A 24,092-nucleotide genomic window follows, 5' to 3' on the forward strand; every position below is an offset into this window, starting at 1 on the left:
AATAAGAAACGAGTGTTAATATTAACGAATCATTGAGGAAAGGAGCAAAAATGAACCTATTATATGCAGGATTCATAAGAGAAGAATCTGAAGAAAAAGGTATTTTAACAAAAATGATCAGTCAATGCTTAACCTTTAAAAAGGTTTTTGATAATGTTTACTTATATATTTCAAGGCAATCAGAAGCGGTGCTTTATAGCATTGAAGATTTTGGCGTAAAGAAAGAAATCAAAACTTTTTCATATCCTACTTTGGCAGCTTATAATGAACAGAGTAAAATTAGAAAAATTAAAGGTTTTATCCGATATAGGTCGTTTTTAGCTTTTTTATATAAAATAATTAATTCATATGAAATAAATACATTATACTCTAGAAATTTACAGCTTACAAACAAATTAATTAAATTGTCGAAAAGAAAAAAATTAATAAAAATCATTGAAATTCCAACGTATCCATTTGAAAATGAAATTAAAAAGGCGACAAATAAAATTGAATATAACCTATTGTGGAAAAACAGAGAAAAAAAAGTCGAAGATTTCGCAGATATAATTGTTGCTATTTCATCAGACAATACGTTGAAGGTAGATAAAAAATTTGTTCTAATAAGTAACGGTATTCGATTAGAAGACATCAAAATAAAAAATCAGAATCAGAACAAAAAGGCCTCCATTCATTTGCTATCTATAGCAAATCTTCGTTTTTGGCATGGATACGATAGAATAATTAAGGGCCTGTATGAATATTACAAAAAAAATCCAAAAAAAGCGGTCTACTATCACTGCGTAGGTGAAGGATCGGTATTAGAGAATTTAAAGAATTTAGTAAAAGAACTTAAATTAGAGAAATATGTTATTTTTCATGGGACAAAAGTTGGTGAAGAATTAGATAAAATTGTAGATGAATCAGATATTGCTTTGGGTAGTCTTGGATTTCATAGAAGTGGCCTTAGGGGAGGTTCCCCTTTAAAGGCTAGAGAGTATTGTGCCAGGGGAATTCCTTTTGTAATTGCTTATGATGATTGGGATTTTCCAGAATCTTTTCAGTATGTTTTTAGAATTCCACAAGATGATAGTCCTGTTGACATTGATAAAGTAATTAATTGGTATGAAGACTTATCGAAAAAACATCCTGATTATTCTTTAGAGATGAGAAAATATGCTGAAGAAAATTTAAGTTGGGATGCAAAGATGAAACCTGTAATAGAAAAAATCAAAGAATTAGCAAGAGAAAGGAACATTAATACATGAAACTAATCAGTTTAATAGGAGCTCGTCCTCAGATAATAAAAGAAGCGATTCTAAATAAAGAATTTGAGAAAAAAGGTATAAAAGAAATCTTAGTTCATTCTGGGCAACATTACGACTTCAATATGTCAGATGTATTCTTTAAAGTTTTAAATATAAGAAAAGCTGATTACAATTTAGGAGTAGGTTCAGCAACTCATGCCCAGATGACGGCTAAAACAATGATAGAATTTGAAAAGGTTGTATTAAAAGAACATCCTGGTATTATATTAGTATACGGAGACACAAATACAACATTAGCTGGAGCAATAGTAGGAGCTAAATTAAAGATCCCTGTTGCCCACGTAGAAGCAGGGATAAGACAAGAACCAAAGGACATGCCTGAAGAAATAAATAGAGTATTAACAGATAGAATATCAAAATACCTATTTTGCCCTTCTGAACTAGCTGTAAACAACTTAAAAAAGGAAGGTATCACTGAGGGAGTATCCTTCACAGGAGATATAATGTACGATCTCTTTTTAAAGATGAGACCATATTTCAAAGAAGATATTATCGACGAATTGAATTTGGAAGAAAACAAATATATAGTGACTACGATTCATAGAGATTTTAATACAGACAATAAAATAAAACTAGAGAGTATATTGAACGAGTTAGAAAAAATATCAAAAGAAATAAAGGTTGTCTTTCCCATACATCCAAGAACCAAAAAGAAAATAGATGAATTCAATCTTAACAAATACACAAAAGATATTCTACTGATAGAACCTCTCGATTACTTAAGTATGATGGGATTGGTACAAAAGAGCCTTTTTGTAATAACAGACAGTGGAGGGTTGCAAAAAGAAGCATATTTTGCAGGGAAAAGAGCGATAGTTGTTATGCCAGACACAGGCTGGAGAGAGTTAACACAAGCAGATTGGAATATACTGAGTGAACCTGATGAAATCAAAAATAAGATGGATCATATAATAAGCAACGAAATATCTTCAAATGTAGAAAATATATACGGAGATGGAAAAACAGGGGAAAAAATAGTAAAGATAATAAAGATAATAGGATAGTAAGTCTAGTAGGTATCAAATTTTTGTGATGTTATACTTTTCTATAAAAGTATTCATTAAATACAGTTCCCCAAGGAGAATTGATAATCTGTGCCAAAAATTCATTTCTGAAGGTGAAATCTTGTGAAAATACTATTCATAACGAATTTATTTCCTTTTCCTCAAAATCTAACAAGTGGCATTTTTATAACCAAAAGGATAGAAATTCTTAGAAATTTTAATGTGCTTTTTGATATTTACGGTTTAGTTCCTGTAGAGTCGCTCGGAGTAAAATTTTTGAAAAAGATTCTTTCGGAGGGTAATTATAAAGTCACTGATTCATTTTTTGATATAAATGGTATCAAATATAAATATGAAAAATTCAATAGAAATTTGATAGATCTTTTTAATTTAATCATATTAAAGAAAAATATTCAAATTAAAAAATCAGAAAAAATTGCAAGTAGTTTATTTTCTAAAGTTAAAGATGAAAGATTCGACGTTATTCACGCTCATGGAATGCATTCTTTACCCGCAGGATTAGTTGCTAAAATATTGTCTGAAAAGTTAAATATTCCGTACGTAGTTACCGGTCATGGCAGTGACATAAATTTTATAATGCCTTTAGCAAAAGAATTGTACGTTGATGTTTTAGAAAATGCCGCCAAAGTTATTTTCGTGAGTAATGCCTTATTGAATAAAGCTAAATCATTTGGGTATGCTGGTGAGAATTCTATTGTTATTTCAAACGGAATCGAACCAGATATCTTTAAACCCTTGGATAAAGAAAAAATAAAAAAAGAATTGGGATTATCTAAAAAGGTTGTTGGGTTTGTAGGTGGATTGAAGAAAGTAAAAAGGGCAGATAAATTGCCCGAAATTTTTTCTTATATATCTTCAATCTACGATACTGAGTTTTTAGTTGTTGGAGATGGTGAGTTAAAAGAAGGTATTGAGAATGAGTGTAAGAAAAGAAATTTGCAGGTTAAATTTGTTGGAAATGTTTCTCATGAAGACGTATCTTATTATATGAATGCAATGGATGTAATGATACTTCCAAGTAGGAATGAAGGATGGCCGTGTGTCGTGTTGGAAGCACAGGGATGCGAGGTAGCTGTTGTTGGTAGCAGTAACGGAGGTATACCTGAGGCAATTGGAGATGGAGGAATAGTTGTAGAAGAAGGAGAAGAGTTTGAAAAAAGGTTTGCTCAATCGGTTGTAAAATTATTGGAAGATCCTATTGATGAAAGTTATTTAAGAAAAAGGGCTTTGGGGTTTTCGTGGAAGAGTATTGTAGAAAAGGAAGTAGAGGTGTATAACGAAGCTTTAAATAGATTTGGAGGAAGTAATGCCTAAAGAGAGAGAATTTATTAAATCTTTTTTTCAGTTTTCAATGGACCAACGGATAGCTACTTGACATATAACCCAGCAGAGTTTAGTAAAATATGGATGTTCAATACTTAATTTCATCCCTCCCTCAAAACCTCTTTAACCAATTCAGATTTATTGAATTAGCTGAAAAACAAAGCTTTCCTTTATAATCAATTCTAAACCTCTTTAATCGTCTCTAGTTACCTCTAATCGGACTTGATAAAATAGTATAATTCTGATAAAATAAGAATACGTATTCAAAAAGCATTTAAAGTAATTCTGTAAATTCTTAGATAAATCGAATTCATAATTTTAAAGGAAATGGGGAAAATTCTTATGAAAACAATGAAAGAAATTGCCAAAATGGCTGGAGTTTCTCAATCAACTGTTTCAAGGGTGATAAATAATAATCCTAACGTCAACCCTGAAATCAAAAGAAAAGTTTTAGAATACATTAGAAAATACAATTATCAACCAAATAGAATGGCTCGAAGCCTTGTCAAAAATAAAAGTTTTCTTATTGGAATAGTACTACCTGAATTAACGAACCCTTATTTCCCAGAAATACTAGAATCCTTAGAAGAAGAAGCAAATTACTATAATTACAACATTGTACTGTCAATCACTTATGGTAGTCTTCAAAGAGAAAAAGAGCAAATAGAAATGCTTTTAAGTAGAAGAGTCGACGGTTTGATTATAAATCCGACTGATTTATCGCATGGTGAACATATAACTAAAATCAAATCAATCATACCTACTGTTATATGTGCCCAAGATTTAGACGGTTTTGATTATGTAACGGTTGATCACTATTTGGCGGGAAAAATCGTTGCTAAATATCTAATAAATAAAGGGCACATAAACATCGGATATATTGGATATTTAAAAGATAAAAAATTAAAAGGATTTTATGAAGAAATCATAGCTAACAATTTGAATTTCAACGAAGACAATTATCTAGTGGCTCCTGAGGAGATATCTGATTTCACAAAAAGCAGTGAAAAAAAGTTATTAACAAAAATTATAGATAAAAATATAACAGCAGTCTACACTATAAACGATATTATAGCAACAAAAGTGATCAATATTTTGATAAAAAATAAAATGAAAGTGCCGGATGATGTAGCGGTAGTAGGTTTTGATAACACCATAATTTGTAATTTAACAAATCCGCCATTAACCAGTGTAGCACAACCCACCCGAGAAATCGGTAGAAAAAGCGTAGATATATTAGTCAAAAAAATTGAAAAAACCAATTTGCACAACGATAATAATTTGGATCAAATTTTTCTACCACCTAGATTGGTGATAAGGAAATCCACATAATCAAAGAACTTACAAAGGAGGAAAAAGGTAAATGGCAGCTATCAAGTTAGGAATTATTGGAGCAGGAAGCGCAGCATTTTCTTTAAGATTGGTTAGCGATCTTTGTAAAACAAAAGGTTTATCAGGAAGTTTAGTATCCTTAATGGATATAGATAAAGACAGATTGAACGCAGTACACATGCTTGCTAAGAAATTTGCAGAAGAATTTGGAGCAGATTTGAGATTTGAAACTACAACAAACGTTGAAGACGCAATAAAAGACTCAAGTTTTGTTGTAAATACTGCCCTTGTTGGAGGGCACAGTTACTTTGAACAGGTAAGAAAAATTTCAGAAAAATACGGATATTATAGAGGAATAGACTCACAAGAATTCAACATGGTTTCAGATTATTACACAATAAGCAATTTCAACCAATTAAAGTTCATGCACGATGTAGCAAAAGCTATTGAAAGGATATCTCCTAAGGCATGGCTTTTGCAGGCAGCAAACCCTGTCTTTGAATTAACAAATTTAATAACAAGAACGGTTCCAATAAACATGGTTGGAATATGCCATGGCCATCATGGAGTAGACCAAATAATAGAAAAATTAGGATTAGATGCAGGAAAAGTTGAATGGCAAGTAGCAGGTGTAAACCATGGAATTTGGCTGACAAAATTCATGTACGAAGGAAAAGATGCCTACCCACTCATTAATGAATTATTAGAAAAAGAGGTTAAAAGCTTCAAACCCACCAATCCATTCGATGATCAACTCTCTCCCGTTGCAAAAGATATGTATGAATTCTATGGAAAAATGCCCATTGGAGACACAGTCAGGAACGGAAGTTGGAAATACCATTACAATCTTGAAACAAAGAAAAAATGGTTTGGCGAGCCATTGGGAGGCGTTGATTCAGAGTTAGGATGGAAATGGTATCAAGACAGACAAGCAGAGATTGCATTAGCAATGCAAAAAGTTGCCAAATATTTTCAAGAGAATAAAAATGCCAAATTACTTTCAAAAGAATCATTCGCCGAGATTATCTCTCAAACCAAAAACGATGTAAAAGAAGAATTCACAAAAGAAATATACAACTTGTTAGATCCTCAAAAGAAAAGCGGTGAACAACATATATTGTTAGCAAATGCCTTATTAAACGATGAAAAAGTAGACCTTGTTCTCAACTTGCCAAATAACGGTACTATACCTGGAATTCCAGACGATGTAGCCGTGGAGATTCCTGTGTATGCAGACAAAGATGGAATACATCGTTACAAAATAGATCCACCACTTCCAGAAAGGATAACAAAGATGTACCTATACCCAAGAATTATGAGAATGGAATGGGCATTAGAAGCATTCCTAACTGGAGATAAAAAAGTACTCGAAGAATTTTTCATCAGAGACCCACGTACAAAATCTTACGACCAGGTAGTAAAAGTTATTGATGAAATTCTTGCTTTACCAGGGAACGAAGAAATGGAAAAGCACTACGGCAAATAATAGTTTATTTTAGGGGGCTAATGCCCCCCTTTATTTAATAAACAAACTTATCTGCAAATATTTTGTATAAATCCTCGTTATAAGTGTCAGTGATAAATTTATCTATTTCTTCTATTTCAAATGTTTTCATTATTGATTTTTTACCAAACTTAGAGCTGTCAACAAGCATATATATTTCATTACTATTTTCTGCCACTATCTTTTTTATACTTGCACTTTGTGGAAGATTTTCAAATGTGCCTTCTTCAAAAGAAAAGGCACTACAAGAAAAAAAGGCTTTTTCTACACGGATTTCTTTCATCATATTCTCAGGAATAACACCAACAGTTACCCCATTTTTGTTATCTAATGTTCCACCTGCAACTACAACGTTGTGAGTAGGATTTTCACAGAGTGCCAATGCAGTGTACAGATTATTAGTCACAATGTTCAAAAATTCTTTTTTTTGAGCTATCTTCTGAGCTAAAATATAGCAAGTACTACTTGCATCTAAAAACAAAGTTGAATCTCGATTTATAAACGTTAAGGCTAACTCAGCAATCTTTTCTTTTTTATCCTGATTAAGTTTCATTCTCTCGAAAAATTGAGCTTCAGATAAATTATTTCTCTTTTTTCTTATACCTCCGTAGAATTTCTCAATTAGCCCTTTTTTATAAAGCTCTGATATATCTCTTCTCAAAGTTACCATAGATACACCCAACTCTCGAGCCAAATCTTCTATATTAACAGATTTTTCTCTTTCTAAAATTTCTAAAATTCTATCCTGCCTCATAACTTTTGTCATTAAAATCACTCTCCATCGATGTTTTATATAAATATGTTTTAAAGAAAAATTAAAAAATTTAAAATCATGCAAAAAATCCGATTACGGTCAATTATAATGAATTATTTCCGAATAACTCGAAAATTCTTTGATTATGTTAGTTTTGTATTTCGCCTAATTACTGATATACTATGTTAAAATTATATCATAATATTATCACACGATGATCATATTTTACAAAAATATAATATTAAATTTAGAAATATGGGCGGGGAGCGGGGCGAACGGAGAAGAGTCATTTATCCTTTAGGGTGGGCAGCGGGGCAAAGGGGCGCTAAAGGGGATTGTGGGGAATTTAAAATGATGGAGATATTTTCTTATTCCAGATATATATTTTAAAGTAAGTTTCAGAATTTCTAAAGAGAAAATCAATAAAAGACAGGAGGCTACAAAATGATAGAAGCCGAATTAAAAAAAGAAGTCGCAGAATTTGCGAAATTAGTATGGGACAGAAAACTTACGGATGGAACGGGCGGAAATATGAGTATAAAATATGGAGGCAAAATATTTATCACTCCAACGTCGACTATAAAACACTTTCTAACAGAGAAAGATATCATCACCATAGATAAAAACGGGAACAAAATCGACGGACTTAAAGAACCTTCTTCAGAAAGAAAAATGCATATAAAAATATACGAAAAAGCAAATGATGTAAACGCGGTTATTCATGCTCACCCAATGTATGCTACCTCTTTTGCAGTAACCTTTGAGAAATTACCTATAAACGCTCTTCCAGAATCTTCTTTAGTATTGGATCCAATAACCTATATACCATATCAAATGCCAGGTACTCAGGAATTTGCGGATGCTTTTAACGAAGGTTTAGAAAAGGGATCTCGGGTATTCGTTCTCCAAAACCACGGTGTTACGGTTGCAGGAAAAGACATGAATGAAGCATATGTAAAGTTGGAAACCTTAGAATTTCTCGCTCAAGTTTCATTCGTTTCTAAACTCTATTCTAAAGTGAATGAAATACCAGAAGAAAAAATAACTGCCTTCAAAGAATTTTTCAGAAGAAACAAGGAGGGCCAATGATGGAGTTAACTGAGATAAAAGAAAAAATAAAAAATTTCAAAATAGAAGTTCCTTCATGGGGATTTGGAAAATCCGGAACAAGATTCCATGCTTTTCATATTCCTGGTGAAGCCAGAAATGTTTATGAAAAGATTGATGACGCTGCATTTGTAAACAAAATAACCGATTCCGTATCTGCTGTTGCAATACATATACCGTGGGACAAAGTTGAAGATTACAAGGCTTTAAAGGAGTATGCAGAAGAAAAAGGATTAAAAATAGGTGCAGTCAATCCAAATTATTTTGAAGACGAAGACTACCTATTTGGTTCACTGAGTAATTCTAACTTAAAAATAAGACAAAAAGCTATTGATCAAACTTTTGAATGTATAGAAATTATGAAACAAACAGATTCAAAAATTTTATCCATGTGGATCCCAGATGGTTCTAATTATCCTGGACAGATAGATTTCAATAAATCTTTTGAATTGCTGGAAGATTCATTAAAACAAATCACGAGACATTTAGAAAAAGATATGACTATGCTTTTAGAGTATAAATTCTTTGAACCTGCTTTTTATTCGACATTACTATTTGATTGGGGAACTTCATATATGTTGTCAAAAGAATTAGGAGAAAATGTGAAGGTACTTGTTGATTTAGGTCATCATTCACAAGGAACAAATATTGAATTTATAGTTTCTTTGTTATCTCAAAAAAAGAAGTTAGGTGGGTTTCACTTCAATTCAAGAAAATACGCCGATGATGATTTAACTGTTGGCTCTCTCAATCCGTATGAATTATTTCTGATCTTCGTTGAGCTCAACAAATTTTTTGACCTTTCTGCAGAAAGTCAAAACCAAAAGATTAGCTTGGTATTAGACCAAAGTCACAATGTAAAACCAAAAATCCCTGCGGTAGTACAGCCCTTAAATAATCTACAAATCACCTATGCAAAGTCTTTACTTGTAGATTATGAAAAATTGAAGCAAGCCCAAGAAAACCATGACGTTATAGAAGCAGAAGAGATTTTAAAAGAAGCATACGAAACAGATGTAAGGGAAATCTTAAGGGAGGTGAGAAAAGAAAAAGGATTACCTGAAGATACAGTAAAGTACGTAAAGGAGAGTGAGGAGTACTGGAAGATGGTGAAGGAAAGAGAAGAGTTTTAAAATTTAGAAAAGTTATGTTAAATCTCAAGGAGAGGTGAATTATGAAAAAAAATTATTATTGTAGTCTTGAGTTTAGTTGTTTTTTTAAGTGTTTTTTCCCAAATGGGAGTAGTACCTCGTGAGGAAACTTTAACAATTAGTCAAATATCAAGATACGCTTATATTAATAATTACAACATTTGGAATAGCAGTATTCCAAACCATATTAGACATACATTACTATTTGATACATTATGGTACGTGGACCAACATACTGGAGAATGGATAAATGCCTTAGCAGAGAATGAACCTATATATAATGATGACTATACAGAAATGACAGTTAAATTACGAAAAGGAATTTTTTGGAGCGATGGTGTTGAATTTACAGCGGATGATGTTGTATTTACAGTAAATTATTTGATGGAAAACCCGGGCTTAAGGTGGAGCTCAGAATTTAGGCAATATGTAAATGACGTAAGAAAATTAGATGATTACACTGTTCTTTTTATATTTAAAGAGCCTAACCCTCGATTTCAGTACTATTTTACAGCACGTTATGACGCAGCATATATTATGCCAGAACACTATTGGAAGAATGTACAAGATCCTCTTACAGATGATTTTTATCCTCCAATCTCTTTAGGCCAATATACTTTAAAAGATACCGATCCTACTGGCTATTGGACGTTATATGAAAGAAGGGAAGATTGGGAAAGATCGTCCCCGGGAATTGTTACTGGGGAACCAGGTCCAAAATATATAATGAGCGTATTTTACAATACTTCTACGGCTAAAGCAATGGCAATGGAAAGAAACGAATTGGATCTATTTATGGATATAGATACTGAAACTTTTAAAGAAATGAATCTAAGAAATCCGAATATTAGACCCTGGTATCAAGATTTCCCATGGGCTTATCCTGACGAAATTGACCAAAGAGACTTAGGCTTTAATTTAGAGAAATATCCTTACAACTTAAAAAATGTTAGGTGGGCACTCACTCTTTCTCTAGATATTGTATATTTAGTTACAAATTATATGGGCGGTGTTGTAAGGGTTAATCCAATTCCTCAACCAGCAACCTCTTATCATATGGAGCATTTTCATATACCAATGCTAAGTTGGCTCGAAGAATTAGAAATTGAAGTTAATGGAAATGAAACCTTTAAACCATTTGATAAAAATATACCTTTTGAAATAGCTGCATGGGCAAAAGAAGCAGGTTATGAAGTTCCACAAGATCGTGATAAAATTATCCAACAGTGGGGAATAGGTTGGTGGAAATATGCCCCAGATGTAGCAGAAAAGTTGCTTATTAGTGAAGGTTTTTCCAAAAACAAACAAGGTAAATGGCTCCTTCCAAACGGAGATTCATGGAAAATATCAATAATTGCTGCGCCAGATGAAGTTGACGCCTACACACAAGCTTTATGGGCAGCTAATAATTGGCGAAAATTTGGTATAGAGGTCCAAGTAGAATCAGTAGAAAGGGACCCTTTTTATCTTCGTACTGGTTTAGGAGATTTTGAAATCACTACAATATGGACCTTAGGAGGAGGTGCCAGTGGATTTATAGATAAATGGCCCTTCATTCAGGGATATCATTCAAGTTATTACACCCCTCTAGGTGAATCAGCAATAACAGATAACTCAATAAGAGTAAAATCAAAAGAACTTGATACAATAATTGATGAATTAGGCGCAACTCCACCAGAGGAGGAGGAGAAGGTGTTGAAATTGTCCCAGAAATATTTAAAAACATGGGTTGAAAATCAGTACACTATAACTACTACGAGCTTTAAAAAGTTTATCACATTTAATGGAACATATTGGACTAATTTCCCTACAGCAGAAAATCCTTATGGACAACCTCTTTACTGGTTTATAGGAGGAAAATTTACTCTTCCATATATACAACCCATAAATAAGTAAATAAGTAGAACAAGGGGACTCCTTTGGAATCAATTGCCTTTGAAGGAGCCCCTTTTAATGAGGGTTTTTATATCCCTACATATTATAGAAGGAGTGATATAAAATAGTATGAAAAAAGGGTTTTTGAACTATTTTCTTCCGAGAATAATTCAATATTTTATTGTTATTTTTATAGGGGTGACCGTTGCCTTTATCATACCGAAACTTTCACCAGTGGATCCAGTAGAAAGTGTTTTAAACAAAATGAGCGGATATTCGGTCATGAATCCAGAAGCTGTTACCGAGATGAGAGAAACGTTGCAATCTATGTTTGGAACGGAAAAGAAGATTTTTATTCAATATGTAGAATTTTGGGGAAGAATATTAAAAGGTGATTTTGGGCCCTCTTTAACAATGTTCCCTGTACCAGTAATGGATGTTATAATGACTTCACTTCCTTGGTCAATGTTTTTGCTTTTAACCGCAGTTTTCATTGCTTGGCTGTTAGGAATTATTCTTGGCACTATTATAGGTTTAAATTCCCAAAAAATATGGACTAAGTTCCTAGAAGGTTTCGTAACTTTTTTATATCCCATACCTCATTACATTGTAGCTTTGTTATTGCTTTTTTTATTTTCTTACTTGTTTCCAATTTTTCCTTTAACAGGGACTTATGGAATAGGTTCAACACCTCAGTTCAGTTTATCTTTTTTAGGGGAAGTTGTTAAACATTCTTTTCTTCCTGCTCTTTCTATTGTTTTAGTTTCGCTTGGATGGAGGGCACTAAGTCAAAAGAGTTTAGTTTCAAACCTTCTTTCCTCAGATTTTATGAGATATGCAAAAATCGGTGGGGTCCCAAAACAAACTAGATTTTTTTTATTTGATTTCTAATAGTGCTCTTCCTCAAGTAACCGATCTTGCTTTATCTTTAGGTACGATCTTCAGTGGGTCTTTAATCGTAGAAATAGTATTCTCTTACCCTGGGATTGGTCAAGTTCTTCAAAGTGCCATTTTGCAAGGAGATTACAATACACTAATGGGTATAGTAACTCTATCTATTATTGCTATCGCAACTGCTGCACTAATTTTAGATTTAAATTATCCACTTTTAGATCCAAGAATAAGGAGGGGTTGAGTAAATTATGAAATTAAAATCTTTTATAAATTTCATAAAATTGGATAAAAATTTATTATTCGCATTTATCTTATTATCTATTATTTTTGTGATGATATTAATAGGTGCATTTTCATCTTACGATCCTTCACAGTATTTTCTTTTACCAAAAGACAAACCTCCAACATTAACTCATTTAATGGGTACAACATCCTTAGGGCAAGACACTTTTTTAACTTTAACAAAAGCTCTTCCAACATCACTTTTAATAGGCCTAATTTCAGCTTTTTTTTCAAGAATATTAGCCATATTTCTTGGTACTTTCGGTGGTTACAGAGGTGGAAAAACAGATGGAATTATTTCTGTAGTAGCAGAAAGCTTTATTGTTATTCCAAGGTTGCCTTTATTAATATTAATTTCTTTTACTTTTAGACAACAATTAAATCCGTTAAGTATGGGATTTATTTTAGCTATACTTGATTGGGGATGGCCTTCCAAAAGGTATAGAGCTCAAATGTTGTCTTTAAGAGAAAGAGAATTTACTCAAAATGCTAAATTCTCTGGGATGGGTGATATAGAAATCATTATAAAAGAATATATGCCTTTTTTGATTCCATACATAATTGTTGACATAATAAGTGGAATAATATGGGCTATAGGAATGGAAACTACCTTATCCGTTTTGGGTCTCTTTGATTTAGAAATCCCTACTATAGGAACAATGATCTATTGGGCTAACTATTATAACGCAATGTACAGAGGACTATGGTGGTGGTGGTGGTGGGTATTTCCTGTTATATTTTTAATTATAGCAATTTTTGGATTGTATCTTTTATCTGTTAGCTTACAAAATTATTTGGATCCTACTACTCGCATACAAAGAATCAAAGTTTCTAAAAAACAGGCGGTGAAAGTATGAATCCAATTATAAGTGTTAAAAATTTAAAATCCTTTTATATATCTAACATTCTTGACGTCACAGTAGTAGTAAAAGCAGTTAACAATGTCACTTTTGATATATTTGATGATGAAATTGTAGGAATTGCAGGAGAATCAGGTTGTGGAAAAACCACTTTATTAAATACCTTAATGGGAATAATAGACCCCCCTCTAAAAGTATTCGGAGGAGAAATTAAATACAATCTAAACAATAAATACTATGATATCGTGAAATTAGAAGAAGATGAAAAGACTAAATTAAGGTGGAATGTTGTTTCTTACATTCCACAAGGGTCTATGAGTATATTAAACCCCATCAGAAAAATAAAGAAAATTTTCTTTGATTTCGCTAAATCTCATGAAGATTTAGATGAAAATAAATTCGAAAGAATTGTGGATGAAAGATTAGAGAGTTTAAAGTTACCTTTAAGAGTCAAAAACTCTTACTCCCATCAACTATCCGGTGGAATGAGACAGAGAGTTGCTATTGCCCTTGCTACAATTTTTAAACCAAAAATAGTTATTGCAGACGAACCCACTACAGCTTTAGACGTAGTTATGCAGCGGGATATTATCGATCTTTTGAGTGAGATACATGAAGAAGAAAAAAATACTATGATATTGGTTAGCCATGATTTATCGATACATGCGAATATCTGTGCCAGAATAATGATAATGTATGCGGGGCAAATAGTAGAAATAGGTAAAACTGAAACGATTTTTGAAAATCCTCTTCATCCTTATACAAAGTTTTTAATAAATTCTTTACCTATAATAGGAGACAAAAAAGTTAGAGAAGCTGCTCCTGGGAAACCTCCCTCATTATTAAATCTTTCAGAAGGTTGCCCGTTTCATGAAAGATGTCCAATTGCTTTACCTATATGTTCAAGGAAGAATCCAAGATTGAAATGGAAAACCGAAGACCATGCCGTTGCATGTTTTTTACATGGAGGTGAAGACACTTATCATGAGCAAATTAATGCTAAAACATATATCTAAAATTTTCAAAGTGGGTAGCTATCTTAGCAGAACTTATGTAGAAGCTGTCAAAGACATTAATTTAGATTTTGATTTGGATAAGCCATTTATTTTTACTTTAGCCGGAGAGAGCGGTAGTGGTAAATCTACATTAGCAAAACTTATTCTAGGAGTTGAAGATGTTACAAAAGGAAAAATAATATTCAATGGTAAAAATATAGTGACTATGCAAAAACACGAGAGAAAAAATTATTTAAGAAATGTTCAACCAATATTCCAAAATCCTTTTGAAACTTTTAACCCATTAAGAACCGTTATTTCATATTTGAACACTACCGCTATCAAATATTGTGATGATGTGGAAGAAAACAATACAAGAAAAATCAAGAAATTAGTTCAAAGTAGTTTAGAAAAAGTAGGATTATCATATGAAGAAGTCGAGGGAAAATATCCAAACGAATTTTCTGGAGGACAACTACAAAGGATATCTGTTGCTAGAGCATTGATTCCTTCACCAAAGTTATTAATAGCTGACGAACCCGTTTCAATGGTTGATGCATCTTTAAAAATGAGTATAGTCAATCTGTTTAAAGATTTAAAAGATGAATTCGGTATAAATATAGTTTATATTACACACGATTTAGCTACCGCTTATTACATTAGTGATTATATAGCTATAATGTTGAGAGGTCAAATCATAGAAAGAGGAGGTGTTGAAAATGTTTTAACTAATCCACTTCACCCATACACAAAACTATTAAAAGATTCAATATTGGAACCTATACCAAAAAAATATAAAAGAAAAAAAGTAAAAAAAGCTTCTTTTGAAGTAGAAGAATATAATTTACAAGGATGTAAATTTGCTCAACGATGTCCTTTTGTTATGGATGTATGCAAAGAAAAAAACCCCAAAGAAATCAGGTTAGAAGATAGATGGGTAAAATGTTTCTTATATGAAAATGAAAAAGACAAAACAAAAACTAATTTAAATAGTTTAACTTAGAGGAGGTTAAAAAATGAATTTTTATATTGCTAGTACAAAAGTAAATTATTCAGCAAATCCGTTAGCTTTAAAAGATACAAGGCCCAGGCTGTCGTGGGTAGTTGAAACCAGTGAAAAAAGGAAAAAACAAAGTGCCTATCGAGTTTTAATATCATCATCTCAACAACTCATTGAACAAGGTGAAGGAAATATATGGGATACTCACAAAATTGAAAGTGAAGATAATTACTGCTACTATAGCGGTGAAGAATTGGAAAGTTTCAAAAGATATTACTGGAAAGTTAAAATATGGGATGAAAAAGGAGAGGAAAGCACTTGGAGTAAAGTATCTTTTTTTGAAACTGGACCTTTGAGTAAAAGCGATTGGAAAGCAAAATGGATCACAAAAAGAGATTTAAAAACCTTCTATTCTGCAGGTGATTTTAGCATAGAAAAATTCAAGCACTACCATGCTGCATATTTTAGAAAAACATTTGAAATTAAAAATGAGATACAGAGTGCTAGAGCATATATCAGTGGGTTAGGGTTCTACGAACTTTATTTAAATGGAGAAAAAGTAGGGAATAATGTTCTTGATCCTGGACAATCAGAATATTCCAAAGAAGCTTTGTTTAATGTCTACAATATTATCTCTTTTCTTACGGGGCAGAATTGTGTAGGGGTGATTTTAGGTAACGGAAGGCATTTGGAACAATTTGGATATTCGAAACCAAAACTTATAATTCAAATATTGGTCGAATATGTAAATGGAGAAAAAGAATATATATTAAGTGATGAAAGTTGGGCTTCATCTCATGGACCTTTACAGGAAAATGGAATATATTACGGTGAAAAATACAATCGAACATTAGAAATGCCAGGTTGGAACACTTACCATTTTGATGCTTCAAATTGGGAAGAAGTAGAAATTACAAAAGGCCCAAATTTGAGGTATCAAAATATGCCACCAATTAGGGTCACAAAAATTCTCAAGCCCAAAAAAATTTACTCTCTAAAACCAGGAGTATTTGTATATGATTTTGGTCAGAACTTTACAGGTTGGGTAAAAATTAGTGTATCTGGTCCTAAAGGTGCGCAATTAAAACTAAGACATAGCGAACTAGTCAATGAAGATGGCTCTTTAAAAACTAATACAATTCGTAAAGCTGAAGCTACAGATACGTATATCCTAAAAGGTGAAGGTAAAGAAAGCTACGAACCACGATTCACTTACCATGGTTTTAGATATGTGGAAGTAAGCGGATCCCCATTTGTTCCTACAATAGAAAATATAGAAGGTCGTTTTGTTCATTCAGATGTAGAAAAGGTTGGTGATTTTTACTGTTCAAATGAACTTATAAATAAAATCCATAAAAATATATTGTGGGGACAATTGAGTAACCTACATAGTATTCCCACAGATTGCCCTCAGCGAGACGAAAGATTTGGATGGATGGGAGATGCACAATTATCTGCGGAAGAAGCAATATACAATTTTGATATGAGCCTTTTTTATGAAAATTATCTTCAAGAGATAAAATTATCACAAAAAGAGGATGGCTCAATTTCTGATGTTGTACCTGCCTATATAAAACTTTATCCTGCAGATCCCGCATGGGGAACAGCTTACATAACGATAGCTTGGTACTTGTATAAATACTATAAAAATGAAAAAGTTTTGTCAGATCACTACGAATCTATGAAAAAGTACGTAGAGTTTTTACATAAGAGTAGTGAAAACAATTTGCTAAAAAAATTGGGCAAATTTGGTGATTGGTGCCCTCCAGGAACTATATCTCCTAAAAAGACCCCTGTAGAGTTTACTTCAACATGGTACTACTACAATGACGTTTACCTCTTTTCGAAAATTGCTGAGGTTTTAGGAAAAGAAAAAGATGCTCAACATTACTTTGAATTATCTGAAAACATTAAAAAATCTTTTAATGACTACTTTCTTAAAGATTATGGTTACGAAAGTAGAATGTTTGGACCGGTAGATCGATTAATTTCTCAAACATCTCAAATTCTTCCTTTATACTATAACATGGTTCCGAATGATAAAAAAGAATTTATTTTAGAGAAATTGATAAACAATATTGTGGAGCATCAGGATTCTCATCTAGATACAGGAATAGTGGGAACAAGGTATTTATTCGATGTGCTAAGTGAAAATGGATACTCAGACCTCGCCTTTAGAATAGCAACCCAAGAAAGCTATCCAAGCTGGGGATACATGATTAAAGAAGGCGCAACAACCGTTTGGGAGAGGTGGGAAAAGTTAGAAGCTGGAGGAATGAACTCACAAAATCATATTATGTTAGGTTCTGTAGATACCTTTTTTTACAAATATTTGGCTGGAATATCTTTAGACAAAGATGGCTGGAAAAAAGCTAGAATCAAACCACATTTAGTTGGAGAAGAAAGATTTGCCTCAGCTAAAATTAAAACAATAATAGGCGAATTTCAGGTTTCATGGGAAAAGGGAGAAAATTTATTTAAACTCTCAGTAGTAATACCTTTTGGAACGGAAGCTGATGTATTTATCCCCAAATTATGGAATGAATTTAACTTGAAAGAAGAAAGAGAATTATTGTTCGACAACGAACAAATTAAAGATTTTAAAGAAAGAAATAGTATTAAACTAAAAGAGTATAATGAAGAAAATATAATCTTAAATTTAGGTAGTGGTCAATATTACTTTGAATTAGAAAAGAAATAAAGGAGAATCCATAATGTTGTATCCTAAGAAAATGGAAAAATTAACAGAGGAGCTTTTTAAAGATCCACCTAGTGAATATAGAGGCGCACCTTTTTGGGCATGGAATTCAAAGCTGAATCCTAATGAATTGAGTGAACAAATAGGTGCTTTTAAATTAATGGGGATGGGTGGTTTTCATATTCATTCAAGAACTGGTTTAGCAGTAAATTACCTAAGTAACGAATTTATGAATCTAGTAAACTTTTGCAACGAGAAAGCAAAAAAAGAGAAGATGCTTTGTTGGCTATACGACGAGGACCGCTGGCCGTCAGGATTTGCGGGTGGATACGTTACAAAAGATGACGGGTATAGGCAACGCTTTCTCGTTTTTACCCCTTTTGAATATGATGATTTAGAGAAAACTGTCACTCATCCAACCGCTCTAGGAGACAAAATAGAAGGTAAAAAAAGAAAACTTCTTGGAAAGTATGAAATATCTTTAAAAAACGGCTATTTAGTTCATTATAAGAGATTAAAAGACAACGGTAAAGTGAGAAATGGTTCAGATGTATGGTGGGCTTATCTTGAAATAGCTACAGATGATCCTTGGTTTAACAATCAATCATATGTTAATACACTAGATAAACATGCAATTCTAAGGTTTTTAGATATAACTCACGAAAAATATTACAAAGAATTAGGAAAAGATTTTGGTAAATCTATTCCTGCTATTTTTACTGACGAACCTCAATTTGCCAAAAAAAGTTGCTTACCATTTTCAGATGAAAAGAAGGAGGTAATTCTTCCATTCACAGATGATTTAGAAGAAAGTTATTATAATACCTACAACGAAAGTTTAATAGACCATCTTCCCGAACTGATATGGGAATTACCGAATGATCAAGTTTCAGTTGTTAGATATAGGTACCATGATCACTTAACAGAACGTTTTGTATCAGCATTTGCTGATACGATAGGAAATTGGTGTGAAAAGCACGAGATTATGTTAACAGGTCATTTAATGGAAGAACCTACTCTAGAATCTCAAACAGCTGCTGTTGGCGAAGCTATGAGATCGTACAGATCTTTTCAACTTCCTGGGATAGACATGTTATGCGATTGGAGAGAATTTTCTACAGCAAAGCAAGCTCAAAGTGCTGCACATCAATATGGTAGAGAAGGTGTCTTAAGTGAGATATATGGTGTTACCAACTGGGATTTTGATTTCAGAGGTTACAAACTGGCAGGAGATTGGCAAGCTGCTTTGGGAGTTACCGTGAGGGTTCATCATCTCACATGGTATTCTATGGAAGGAGAAGCTAAAAGGGATTATCCCCCCAGCATTGGATACCAAATTCCTTGGTACAAAGAATATTCTCTAATTGAAAATCATTTTTCTCGTTTAAATACCGTTTTAACAAGAGGCAAGCCTGTAGTAAGGGTAGGGGTAATACATCCAATCGAGTCTTATTGGTTACACTGGGGACCAAAAGATAAGACCGCTACTAAAAGAGAAGAATTGGAGACAAATTTTAAAAATATCATAGAATGGTTGCTTTTCGGTCTCATAGATTTTGATTTTATATCTGAATCGTTATTACCTTCTTTGTCAGAAGTTCAAGAAAAAGATACCTTCCAAGTTGGTAAGATGAATTACGAAGTTATAATAGTTCCTGGTTGTGAAACCCTTAGAAAAACGACCTTGGAAAGGCTTTATATGTTTCAGAAATCTGGTGGAAAAATAATATTCCTTTCAGAACCTCCAAAATTTGTGGATGCATTTGAAACTGATAGAGTTAAAGAATTGGCTAAAAAATCATTAATTATACCATTTTCCAAAAGTGCATTGTTACAAGAACTCAAACAGTACAAGGATATAGAAATATTCAAAGAAGATGGTATGCCTTCTGATAACCTATTTTTACAACTGAGGTGTGAAGAAGACAAAAGATGCCTGTTCATCTCGCATGTATATAAAATGAAAAATTCTGATATTGCACAAAAAGAAAAAATATCTATCATAATTAAAGGAATATGGGATCCTGTTATCTATGATACCGTAAATGCAGAAACAAAACAGTGTGAGGCTGAAATAAAAAATGGAACAACCATGATAAAGCACGATTTTTATCCACATGATAGCTTATTGTTAGAATTAAAACCCTTCCAACCACGTAAAAAAGAACAAAAGAAAAACACATTGTCACCTATGAAAGAAATTCAAATAGAAGAACCGGTTTTTTACTCATTATCAGAACCGAATGTTGTTGTGCTTGATATGGCGGAATATTCATTTGACAACGGTGAATGGCAATCAAAAGAAGAGATATTAAGAATAGACAACAAGGTTAGAGAACTTTTAGGATATCCATTTAGAAAAAAGAAAGTCGCTCAACCATGGACTAACAAAGAAGAAGAACCATATGAACACTTGCTGAAATTAAAGTACACAATAGAATCCAAAATAGAAGTAAACGATCCATTATTGGCTTTAGAAAACCCGGAAAACACAAAAATTATTGTTAACGGTAAAAAAGTAGAATCTAAACTTTCGGGTTGGTTTGTAGATAAATGTATAAAAAAGGTTCAGATACCAAATTTACCAAAGGGATTTTCAGAAATTATACTTGAAATACCTTTCATTTCTAAAACAAATATTGAATGGAATTATTTATTAGGAGACTTTGGTGTAGAAGTTAGGGGAAAACATGTAAAAATTGTTGAACCTAAAAAAGAACTATCATTTGGAGATTGGGCTAATCAAGGGCTTCCCTTTTATGCTGGTAATATAACTTATCATTGTACAATTGAATGTGAAGAAGAAGGATTTGCAGAACTAGAAGTCCCACATTTTAGAACTGCTTTGCTCTCAGTATCAGTAGATGGCTATGAAAAAGGAAAGATTGCTTTCGCTCCTTATACATTAGCATTAGGTAAACTCTCAAAAGGAAAGCATACAATAGACATTACCGCTTATGGAAATAGAATAAATGCTTTTGGAACCATACATAACTGCGATGAAACCTATTCTTGGTTTGATCCAGATGCTTGGAGAACAACGGGGAATCAATGGTCATATGAATACAGACTTAAACCTATGGGAATTCTAATCTCTCCCAAATTAATAATTAAAACAAGTAAAGACTAAATCATCATTTCATTGACATCTTAGAAACAAAATGATTTTAAAAAAGTGTCACAAGGCAAAATTTTATAGAGGAGGTATTACAAATGAGAAGATACAAACTGTTTTTAAACGGTGAATTTGTTGAGTCATCTTCTGGTAAAATGATAAAGGTAATAAATCCAGCCAACGAAGAAGTAATCTCCGAGGTTCCTGAAGCAACGATTGAAGAAACTAAAAAAGCTATAGATGCAGCATATGAAGCTCAAAAGAAATGGGAAAAATTGCCAGCTATAGAAAGGGCAAAATATTTAAAAAAGATCGCAGATGGCATAAGAAAAAACGCTAAGATGTTAACAGAAATATTAATGGAAGAACAAGGTAAAATTAGAAGTTTAGCAGAAACTGAGATAAATTTCACTACGGATTACATCGACTACATGGCTGAATGGGCTAGAAGAATTGAAGGAGAGATCATCCCAAGCGACAAACCAAATGAAAATATTTTCCTATATAAAGCGCCAATTGGTGTAGTTGCGGGGATACTTCCATGGAATTTTCCTTTTTTCTTAATTGCCAGAAAAATGGCCCCAGCGTTGATTACAGGAAATACTATAGTTGTAAAACCAAGTTCCGATACTCCAAACAACGCCTTTGAGTTCGCAAAGATAGTTGCAGAAAGCGACTTACCAAAAGGTGTTTTCAATTTGATAACAGGTAGAGGTTCAGTTGTTGGTGAAGAGTTAGCTTCCAATCCAAAAGTCGGAATGGTAAGTTTTACTGGAAGTGTTGAAGCAGGTTCAAAAATAATGGCATTAGCTTCAAAAAACATCACAAAAGTATCTTTAGAGTTGGGAGGAAAAGCTCCTGCAATAGTTATGGATGATGCCAACATAGATGATGCGGTAAAATATATAAAACAATCAAGGGTAATAAATACAGGACAAGTTTGCAACTGTGCCGAAAGGGTATACGTGCATGAAAAGGTAGCAGATGAATTTATTGAAAAAATGACTATAGCAATGGAAGACACAAAATACGGTGTTCCTTTAAAAGAAACCAATATAGAGATGGGACCTTTGATCAACAAGAACGCTCTTGAATCTGTTAAAGGATTCGTTAAAAGAGCTATAGATCAAGGGGCAAAACTGTTAACAGGAGGAGAAGACAGTAAATTTGAAAAAGGATACTATTACAAAGCTACAGTTTTAGCCAATTGTACTCAAGATATGGAAATAATTCAAAAAGAAGTTTTTGGTCCAGTACTTCCCATCGTTACTTTCAAGGATCTTGATCAAGCCATTGAATATGCAAATGACTGTGAGTATGGTTTAACATCGTCTATTTACACTCAGAACCTAGACGTTATGATGAGAGCGGCAAATGAAATAAAGTTTGGTGAGACTTATGTAAATAGAGAAAATTTTGAAGCTATGCAAGGCTTTCACGCTGGCTGGAGAAAATCTGGTATCGGTGGAGACGATGGAAAACATGGTTTAGAGGAATTTCTAAACACACATGTATTGTATATTCAATACAATACTAACAAGAAATGATTTTTATAATTTTGAAGGTGTGAAAAAATGAGAGTTAAAATTCCATATGGTAAAGAAGTAAAAAAATTAGATTTAGATGAAAACTTAAATGTTTCTTTATTAAAAAAGCCGGAAGCTAAGGGCGTGTGGAGTGCTTTTGACATTGAGATGATGAAAGCGTTGAGTTCTCCTTTTGGCACCCCCTCTCTTTCAACCTTGGCTAAAAGGAAAAAAGACTGTTGCATAGTTATTTCGGATACCACAAGACCCGTACCAAATTCTCTTATTTTGCCCTATATAATCTTTGATTTGAGGTTTGCTGGCATTAAAAAGGAGAATATAACAATTTTGATCGCAAATGGTTCACATGAACCACTCCCAGAAAGTATGTTTGAAGAATTAGTTGGTAAAGAAGTTTTGGATGAAAATATAAAAATAATTAATCACGATGCATACGATTATACTCAATTGAAAAAGATTGGGGAAACTTCTTCTGGTTGCCCCGCTATTGTGAATAAAAAATATTTAGAAGCGGACTTAAAGATCTGTACAGGTTTAATAGAACCCCATTTTATGGCAGGATATTCAGGGGGAAGAAAGTCAATCTGCCCAGGAATCGTTGGCATTGAAACCTTGAAAGTATTTCATGGTGTTCAGGCAATGGGAGATCCACATTCAAAAAGCTGTCAGTTAGAAAATAATCCTGTCGATAAGATCGCCAGAGAAGTGGCTTTGATGGCTGGATGTGATTTCATAGTAAACGTTTCTTTAAACGGGAAAAAAGAAGTGAATGGGATTTATGCAGGTGATATCTTTCAAGCTCACGAAGTAGGTTGTAATATGGTAGCATATGATTCAATAGTGAAAATTAAAGAACCTGTGGATATAGTGATAACCTCAAATGGGGGATATCCTTTAGACCAGAACTTTTATCAAACCATTAAAGGTTTAGTTGAAGCTTCAGAGATTTTAAAACCTGATGGAGTAATAATAATGGCTTCAAAATGCGAAAAAGGCATCGGAAAGAAAGAATTTAAAGAATTCCTTTTAGAAGTAAAAGAGAAGGGAATAAAAGAATTTTTAAAAAACCATGATTCGTCAGAAACTTTCAAAAGCGATCAATGGGAAGTGCAAAAGTTAACTCAAGTATTAGAGAAAACGAAAAACATTTTCATGTTGTCATCGTTAGATGAAGAAGAGTACACGTATACTTTTTCAAATAAAATCAGCAGTTTAGAAGGAGGATTAAAAAACGCTTTAAAATTAAAGGGACACCGTGCCAAGATATCTTTAATTCCTCAAGGGCCTTACGTTGTTGGAAAGATAAAAAATTGAAAAGGAGCT

Annotated in this window: 18 protein-coding genes; 17 read left to right on the forward strand and 1 reads right to left on the reverse strand. The window is 32.9% G+C overall.

The window, feature by feature from the left end:
- Positions 1-50: 50 nt before the first annotated feature.
- From AD60_RS00545 to aglA, 5 genes are all read left to right on the forward strand, one after another.
- On the forward strand, positions 51-1,247 hold the full coding sequence (locus AD60_RS00545) for a glycosyltransferase (protein ID WP_103875928.1): 1,197 nt from the start codon (positions 51-53) through the stop codon (positions 1,245-1,247).
- Positions 1,244-2,311: a non-hydrolyzing UDP-N-acetylglucosamine 2-epimerase gene (wecB, locus tag AD60_RS00550; RefSeq protein ID WP_103875929.1), complete on the forward strand. Its 1,068-nt coding sequence runs from the start codon at positions 1,244-1,246 to the stop codon at positions 2,309-2,311. The genes AD60_RS00545 and wecB overlap by 4 nt, the downstream gene beginning before the upstream one ends.
- 123 nt (positions 2,312-2,434) lie before the next feature.
- Entirely contained in the window at positions 2,435-3,646 is a 1,212-nt protein-coding gene (locus AD60_RS00555; protein WP_103875930.1) for a glycosyltransferase, read from the forward strand.
- A gap of 351 nt (positions 3,647-3,997) precedes the next feature.
- Positions 3,998-4,987: a LacI family DNA-binding transcriptional regulator gene (locus AD60_RS00560; RefSeq protein ID WP_158248340.1), complete on the forward strand. Its 990-nt coding sequence runs from the start codon at positions 3,998-4,000 to the stop codon at positions 4,985-4,987.
- A gap of 31 nt (positions 4,988-5,018) precedes the next feature.
- Positions 5,019-6,473, forward strand: coding sequence for an alpha-glucosidase AglA (gene aglA, locus AD60_RS00565; protein ID WP_103875932.1), 1,455 nt, complete (start codon positions 5,019-5,021; stop codon positions 6,471-6,473).
- Between the two features lie 34 nt (positions 6,474-6,507).
- On the opposite strand, the gene AD60_RS00570 is transcribed toward aglA, so the two are convergent.
- Entirely contained in the window at positions 6,508-7,257 is a 750-nt protein-coding gene (locus tag AD60_RS00570; RefSeq protein ID WP_103927198.1) for a DeoR/GlpR family DNA-binding transcription regulator, read from the reverse strand.
- 432 nt (positions 7,258-7,689) lie between these two features.
- On the opposite strand from AD60_RS00570, the gene AD60_RS00575 reads away from it, so the two are divergent.
- The 12 genes from AD60_RS00575 (at position 7,690) to larA (ending at position 24,083) form a co-directional block, all read left to right on the forward strand.
- Positions 7,690-8,334 carry a class II aldolase/adducin family protein gene (locus AD60_RS00575; RefSeq protein WP_103875937.1) on the forward strand — a complete coding sequence of 215 codons (645 nt, stop codon included), beginning with the start codon at positions 7,690-7,692 and terminating at the stop codon, positions 8,332-8,334.
- Positions 8,331-9,485 (forward strand): L-rhamnose isomerase, encoded by a 1,155-nt coding sequence (gene rhaI, locus AD60_RS00580; protein ID WP_103875938.1) that lies wholly within the window; start codon positions 8,331-8,333, stop codon positions 9,483-9,485. Before AD60_RS00575 ends, rhaI begins: the two co-directional genes overlap by 4 nt.
- A 102-nt stretch (positions 9,486-9,587) precedes the next feature.
- Positions 9,588-11,399 (forward strand): ABC transporter substrate-binding protein, encoded by a 1,812-nt coding sequence (locus AD60_RS00585; RefSeq protein WP_103875953.1) that lies wholly within the window; start codon positions 9,588-9,590, stop codon positions 11,397-11,399.
- A 108-nt stretch (positions 11,400-11,507) separates the two neighbouring features.
- The gene (locus AD60_RS10570) at positions 11,508-12,269 is read left to right on the forward strand and encodes an ABC transporter permease (RefSeq protein WP_199177792.1); all 762 of its coding nucleotides are present in this window, start codon (positions 11,508-11,510) and stop codon (positions 12,267-12,269) included.
- Complete coding sequence (locus tag AD60_RS10575; protein ID WP_199177793.1) at positions 12,259-12,513, forward strand: ABC transporter permease subunit; 255 nt, start codon at positions 12,259-12,261, stop codon at positions 12,511-12,513. The genes AD60_RS10570 and AD60_RS10575 overlap by 11 nt, the downstream gene beginning before the upstream one ends.
- A 7-nt stretch (positions 12,514-12,520) precedes the next feature.
- Complete coding sequence (locus AD60_RS00595; RefSeq protein ID WP_103875939.1) at positions 12,521-13,411, forward strand: ABC transporter permease; 891 nt, start codon at positions 12,521-12,523, stop codon at positions 13,409-13,411.
- The gene (locus tag AD60_RS00600; protein ID WP_103875940.1) at positions 13,408-14,430 is read left to right on the forward strand and encodes an ABC transporter ATP-binding protein; all 1,023 of its coding nucleotides are present in this window, start codon (positions 13,408-13,410) and stop codon (positions 14,428-14,430) included. Before AD60_RS00595 ends, AD60_RS00600 begins: the two co-directional genes overlap by 4 nt.
- Positions 14,399-15,412, forward strand: a complete 1,014-nt coding sequence (locus AD60_RS00605) for an ABC transporter ATP-binding protein (RefSeq protein ID WP_103875941.1) — start codon at positions 14,399-14,401, stop codon at positions 15,410-15,412. Before AD60_RS00600 ends, AD60_RS00605 begins: the two co-directional genes overlap by 32 nt.
- Before the next feature lie 13 nt (positions 15,413-15,425).
- Positions 15,426-18,110 (forward strand): alpha-L-rhamnosidase, encoded by a 2,685-nt coding sequence (locus tag AD60_RS00610; RefSeq protein WP_103875942.1) that lies wholly within the window; start codon positions 15,426-15,428, stop codon positions 18,108-18,110.
- Between the two features lie 13 nt (positions 18,111-18,123).
- The gene (locus AD60_RS00615; protein WP_103875943.1) at positions 18,124-21,237 is read left to right on the forward strand and encodes a hypothetical protein; all 3,114 of its coding nucleotides are present in this window, start codon (positions 18,124-18,126) and stop codon (positions 21,235-21,237) included.
- Positions 21,238-21,320: 83 nt separating this feature from the next.
- Positions 21,321-22,769 (forward strand): aldehyde dehydrogenase, encoded by a 1,449-nt coding sequence (aldA, locus tag AD60_RS00620; protein ID WP_103875944.1) that lies wholly within the window; start codon positions 21,321-21,323, stop codon positions 22,767-22,769.
- 27 nt (positions 22,770-22,796) lie between these two features.
- Positions 22,797-24,083, forward strand: coding sequence for a nickel-dependent lactate racemase (larA, locus tag AD60_RS00625; protein WP_103875945.1), 1,287 nt, complete (start codon positions 22,797-22,799; stop codon positions 24,081-24,083).
- Positions 24,084-24,092: the final 9 nt, after the last annotated feature.

Source organism: Petrotoga sp. SL27, assembly GCF_002924605.1.
Classification (GTDB): domain Bacteria; phylum Thermotogota; class Thermotogae; order Petrotogales; family Petrotogaceae; genus Petrotoga; species Petrotoga sibirica.

What these genes read in the sequence shown, in the direction of transcription:
- AD60_RS00545 (WP_103875928.1), top strand. Translation starts at nt 51, where the DNA reads ATGAACCTATTATATGCAGGATTCATAAGAGAAGAATCTGAAGAAAAA.
- wecB (WP_103875929.1), top strand. Translation starts at nt 1,244, where the DNA reads ATGAAACTAATCAGTTTAATAGGAGCTCGTCCTCAGATAATAAAAGAA.
- AD60_RS00560 (WP_158248340.1), top strand. Translation starts at nt 3,998, where the DNA reads ATGAAAACAATGAAAGAAATTGCCAAAATGGCTGGAGTTTCTCAATCA.
- aglA (WP_103875932.1), top strand. Translation starts at nt 5,019, where the DNA reads ATGGCAGCTATCAAGTTAGGAATTATTGGAGCAGGAAGCGCAGCATTT.
- AD60_RS00570 (WP_103927198.1), bottom strand. Translation starts at nt 7,257, where the DNA reads ATGACAAAAGTTATGAGGCAGGATAGAATTTTAGAAATTTTAGAAAGA.
- AD60_RS00575 (WP_103875937.1), top strand. Translation starts at nt 7,690, where the DNA reads ATGATAGAAGCCGAATTAAAAAAAGAAGTCGCAGAATTTGCGAAATTA.
- rhaI (WP_103875938.1), top strand. Translation starts at nt 8,331, where the DNA reads ATGATGGAGTTAACTGAGATAAAAGAAAAAATAAAAAATTTCAAAATA.
- AD60_RS00585 (WP_103875953.1), top strand. Translation starts at nt 9,588, where the DNA reads ATGGGAGTAGTACCTCGTGAGGAAACTTTAACAATTAGTCAAATATCA.
- AD60_RS10570 (WP_199177792.1), top strand. Translation starts at nt 11,508, where the DNA reads ATGAAAAAAGGGTTTTTGAACTATTTTCTTCCGAGAATAATTCAATAT.
- AD60_RS00595 (WP_103875939.1), top strand. Translation starts at nt 12,521, where the DNA reads ATGAAATTAAAATCTTTTATAAATTTCATAAAATTGGATAAAAATTTA.
- AD60_RS00600 (WP_103875940.1), top strand. Translation starts at nt 13,408, where the DNA reads ATGAATCCAATTATAAGTGTTAAAAATTTAAAATCCTTTTATATATCT.
- AD60_RS00605 (WP_103875941.1), top strand. Translation starts at nt 14,399, where the DNA reads ATGAGCAAATTAATGCTAAAACATATATCTAAAATTTTCAAAGTGGGT.
- AD60_RS00610 (WP_103875942.1), top strand. Translation starts at nt 15,426, where the DNA reads ATGAATTTTTATATTGCTAGTACAAAAGTAAATTATTCAGCAAATCCG.
- AD60_RS00615 (WP_103875943.1), top strand. Translation starts at nt 18,124, where the DNA reads ATGTTGTATCCTAAGAAAATGGAAAAATTAACAGAGGAGCTTTTTAAA.
- aldA (WP_103875944.1), top strand. Translation starts at nt 21,321, where the DNA reads ATGAGAAGATACAAACTGTTTTTAAACGGTGAATTTGTTGAGTCATCT.
- larA (WP_103875945.1), top strand. Translation starts at nt 22,797, where the DNA reads ATGAGAGTTAAAATTCCATATGGTAAAGAAGTAAAAAAATTAGATTTA.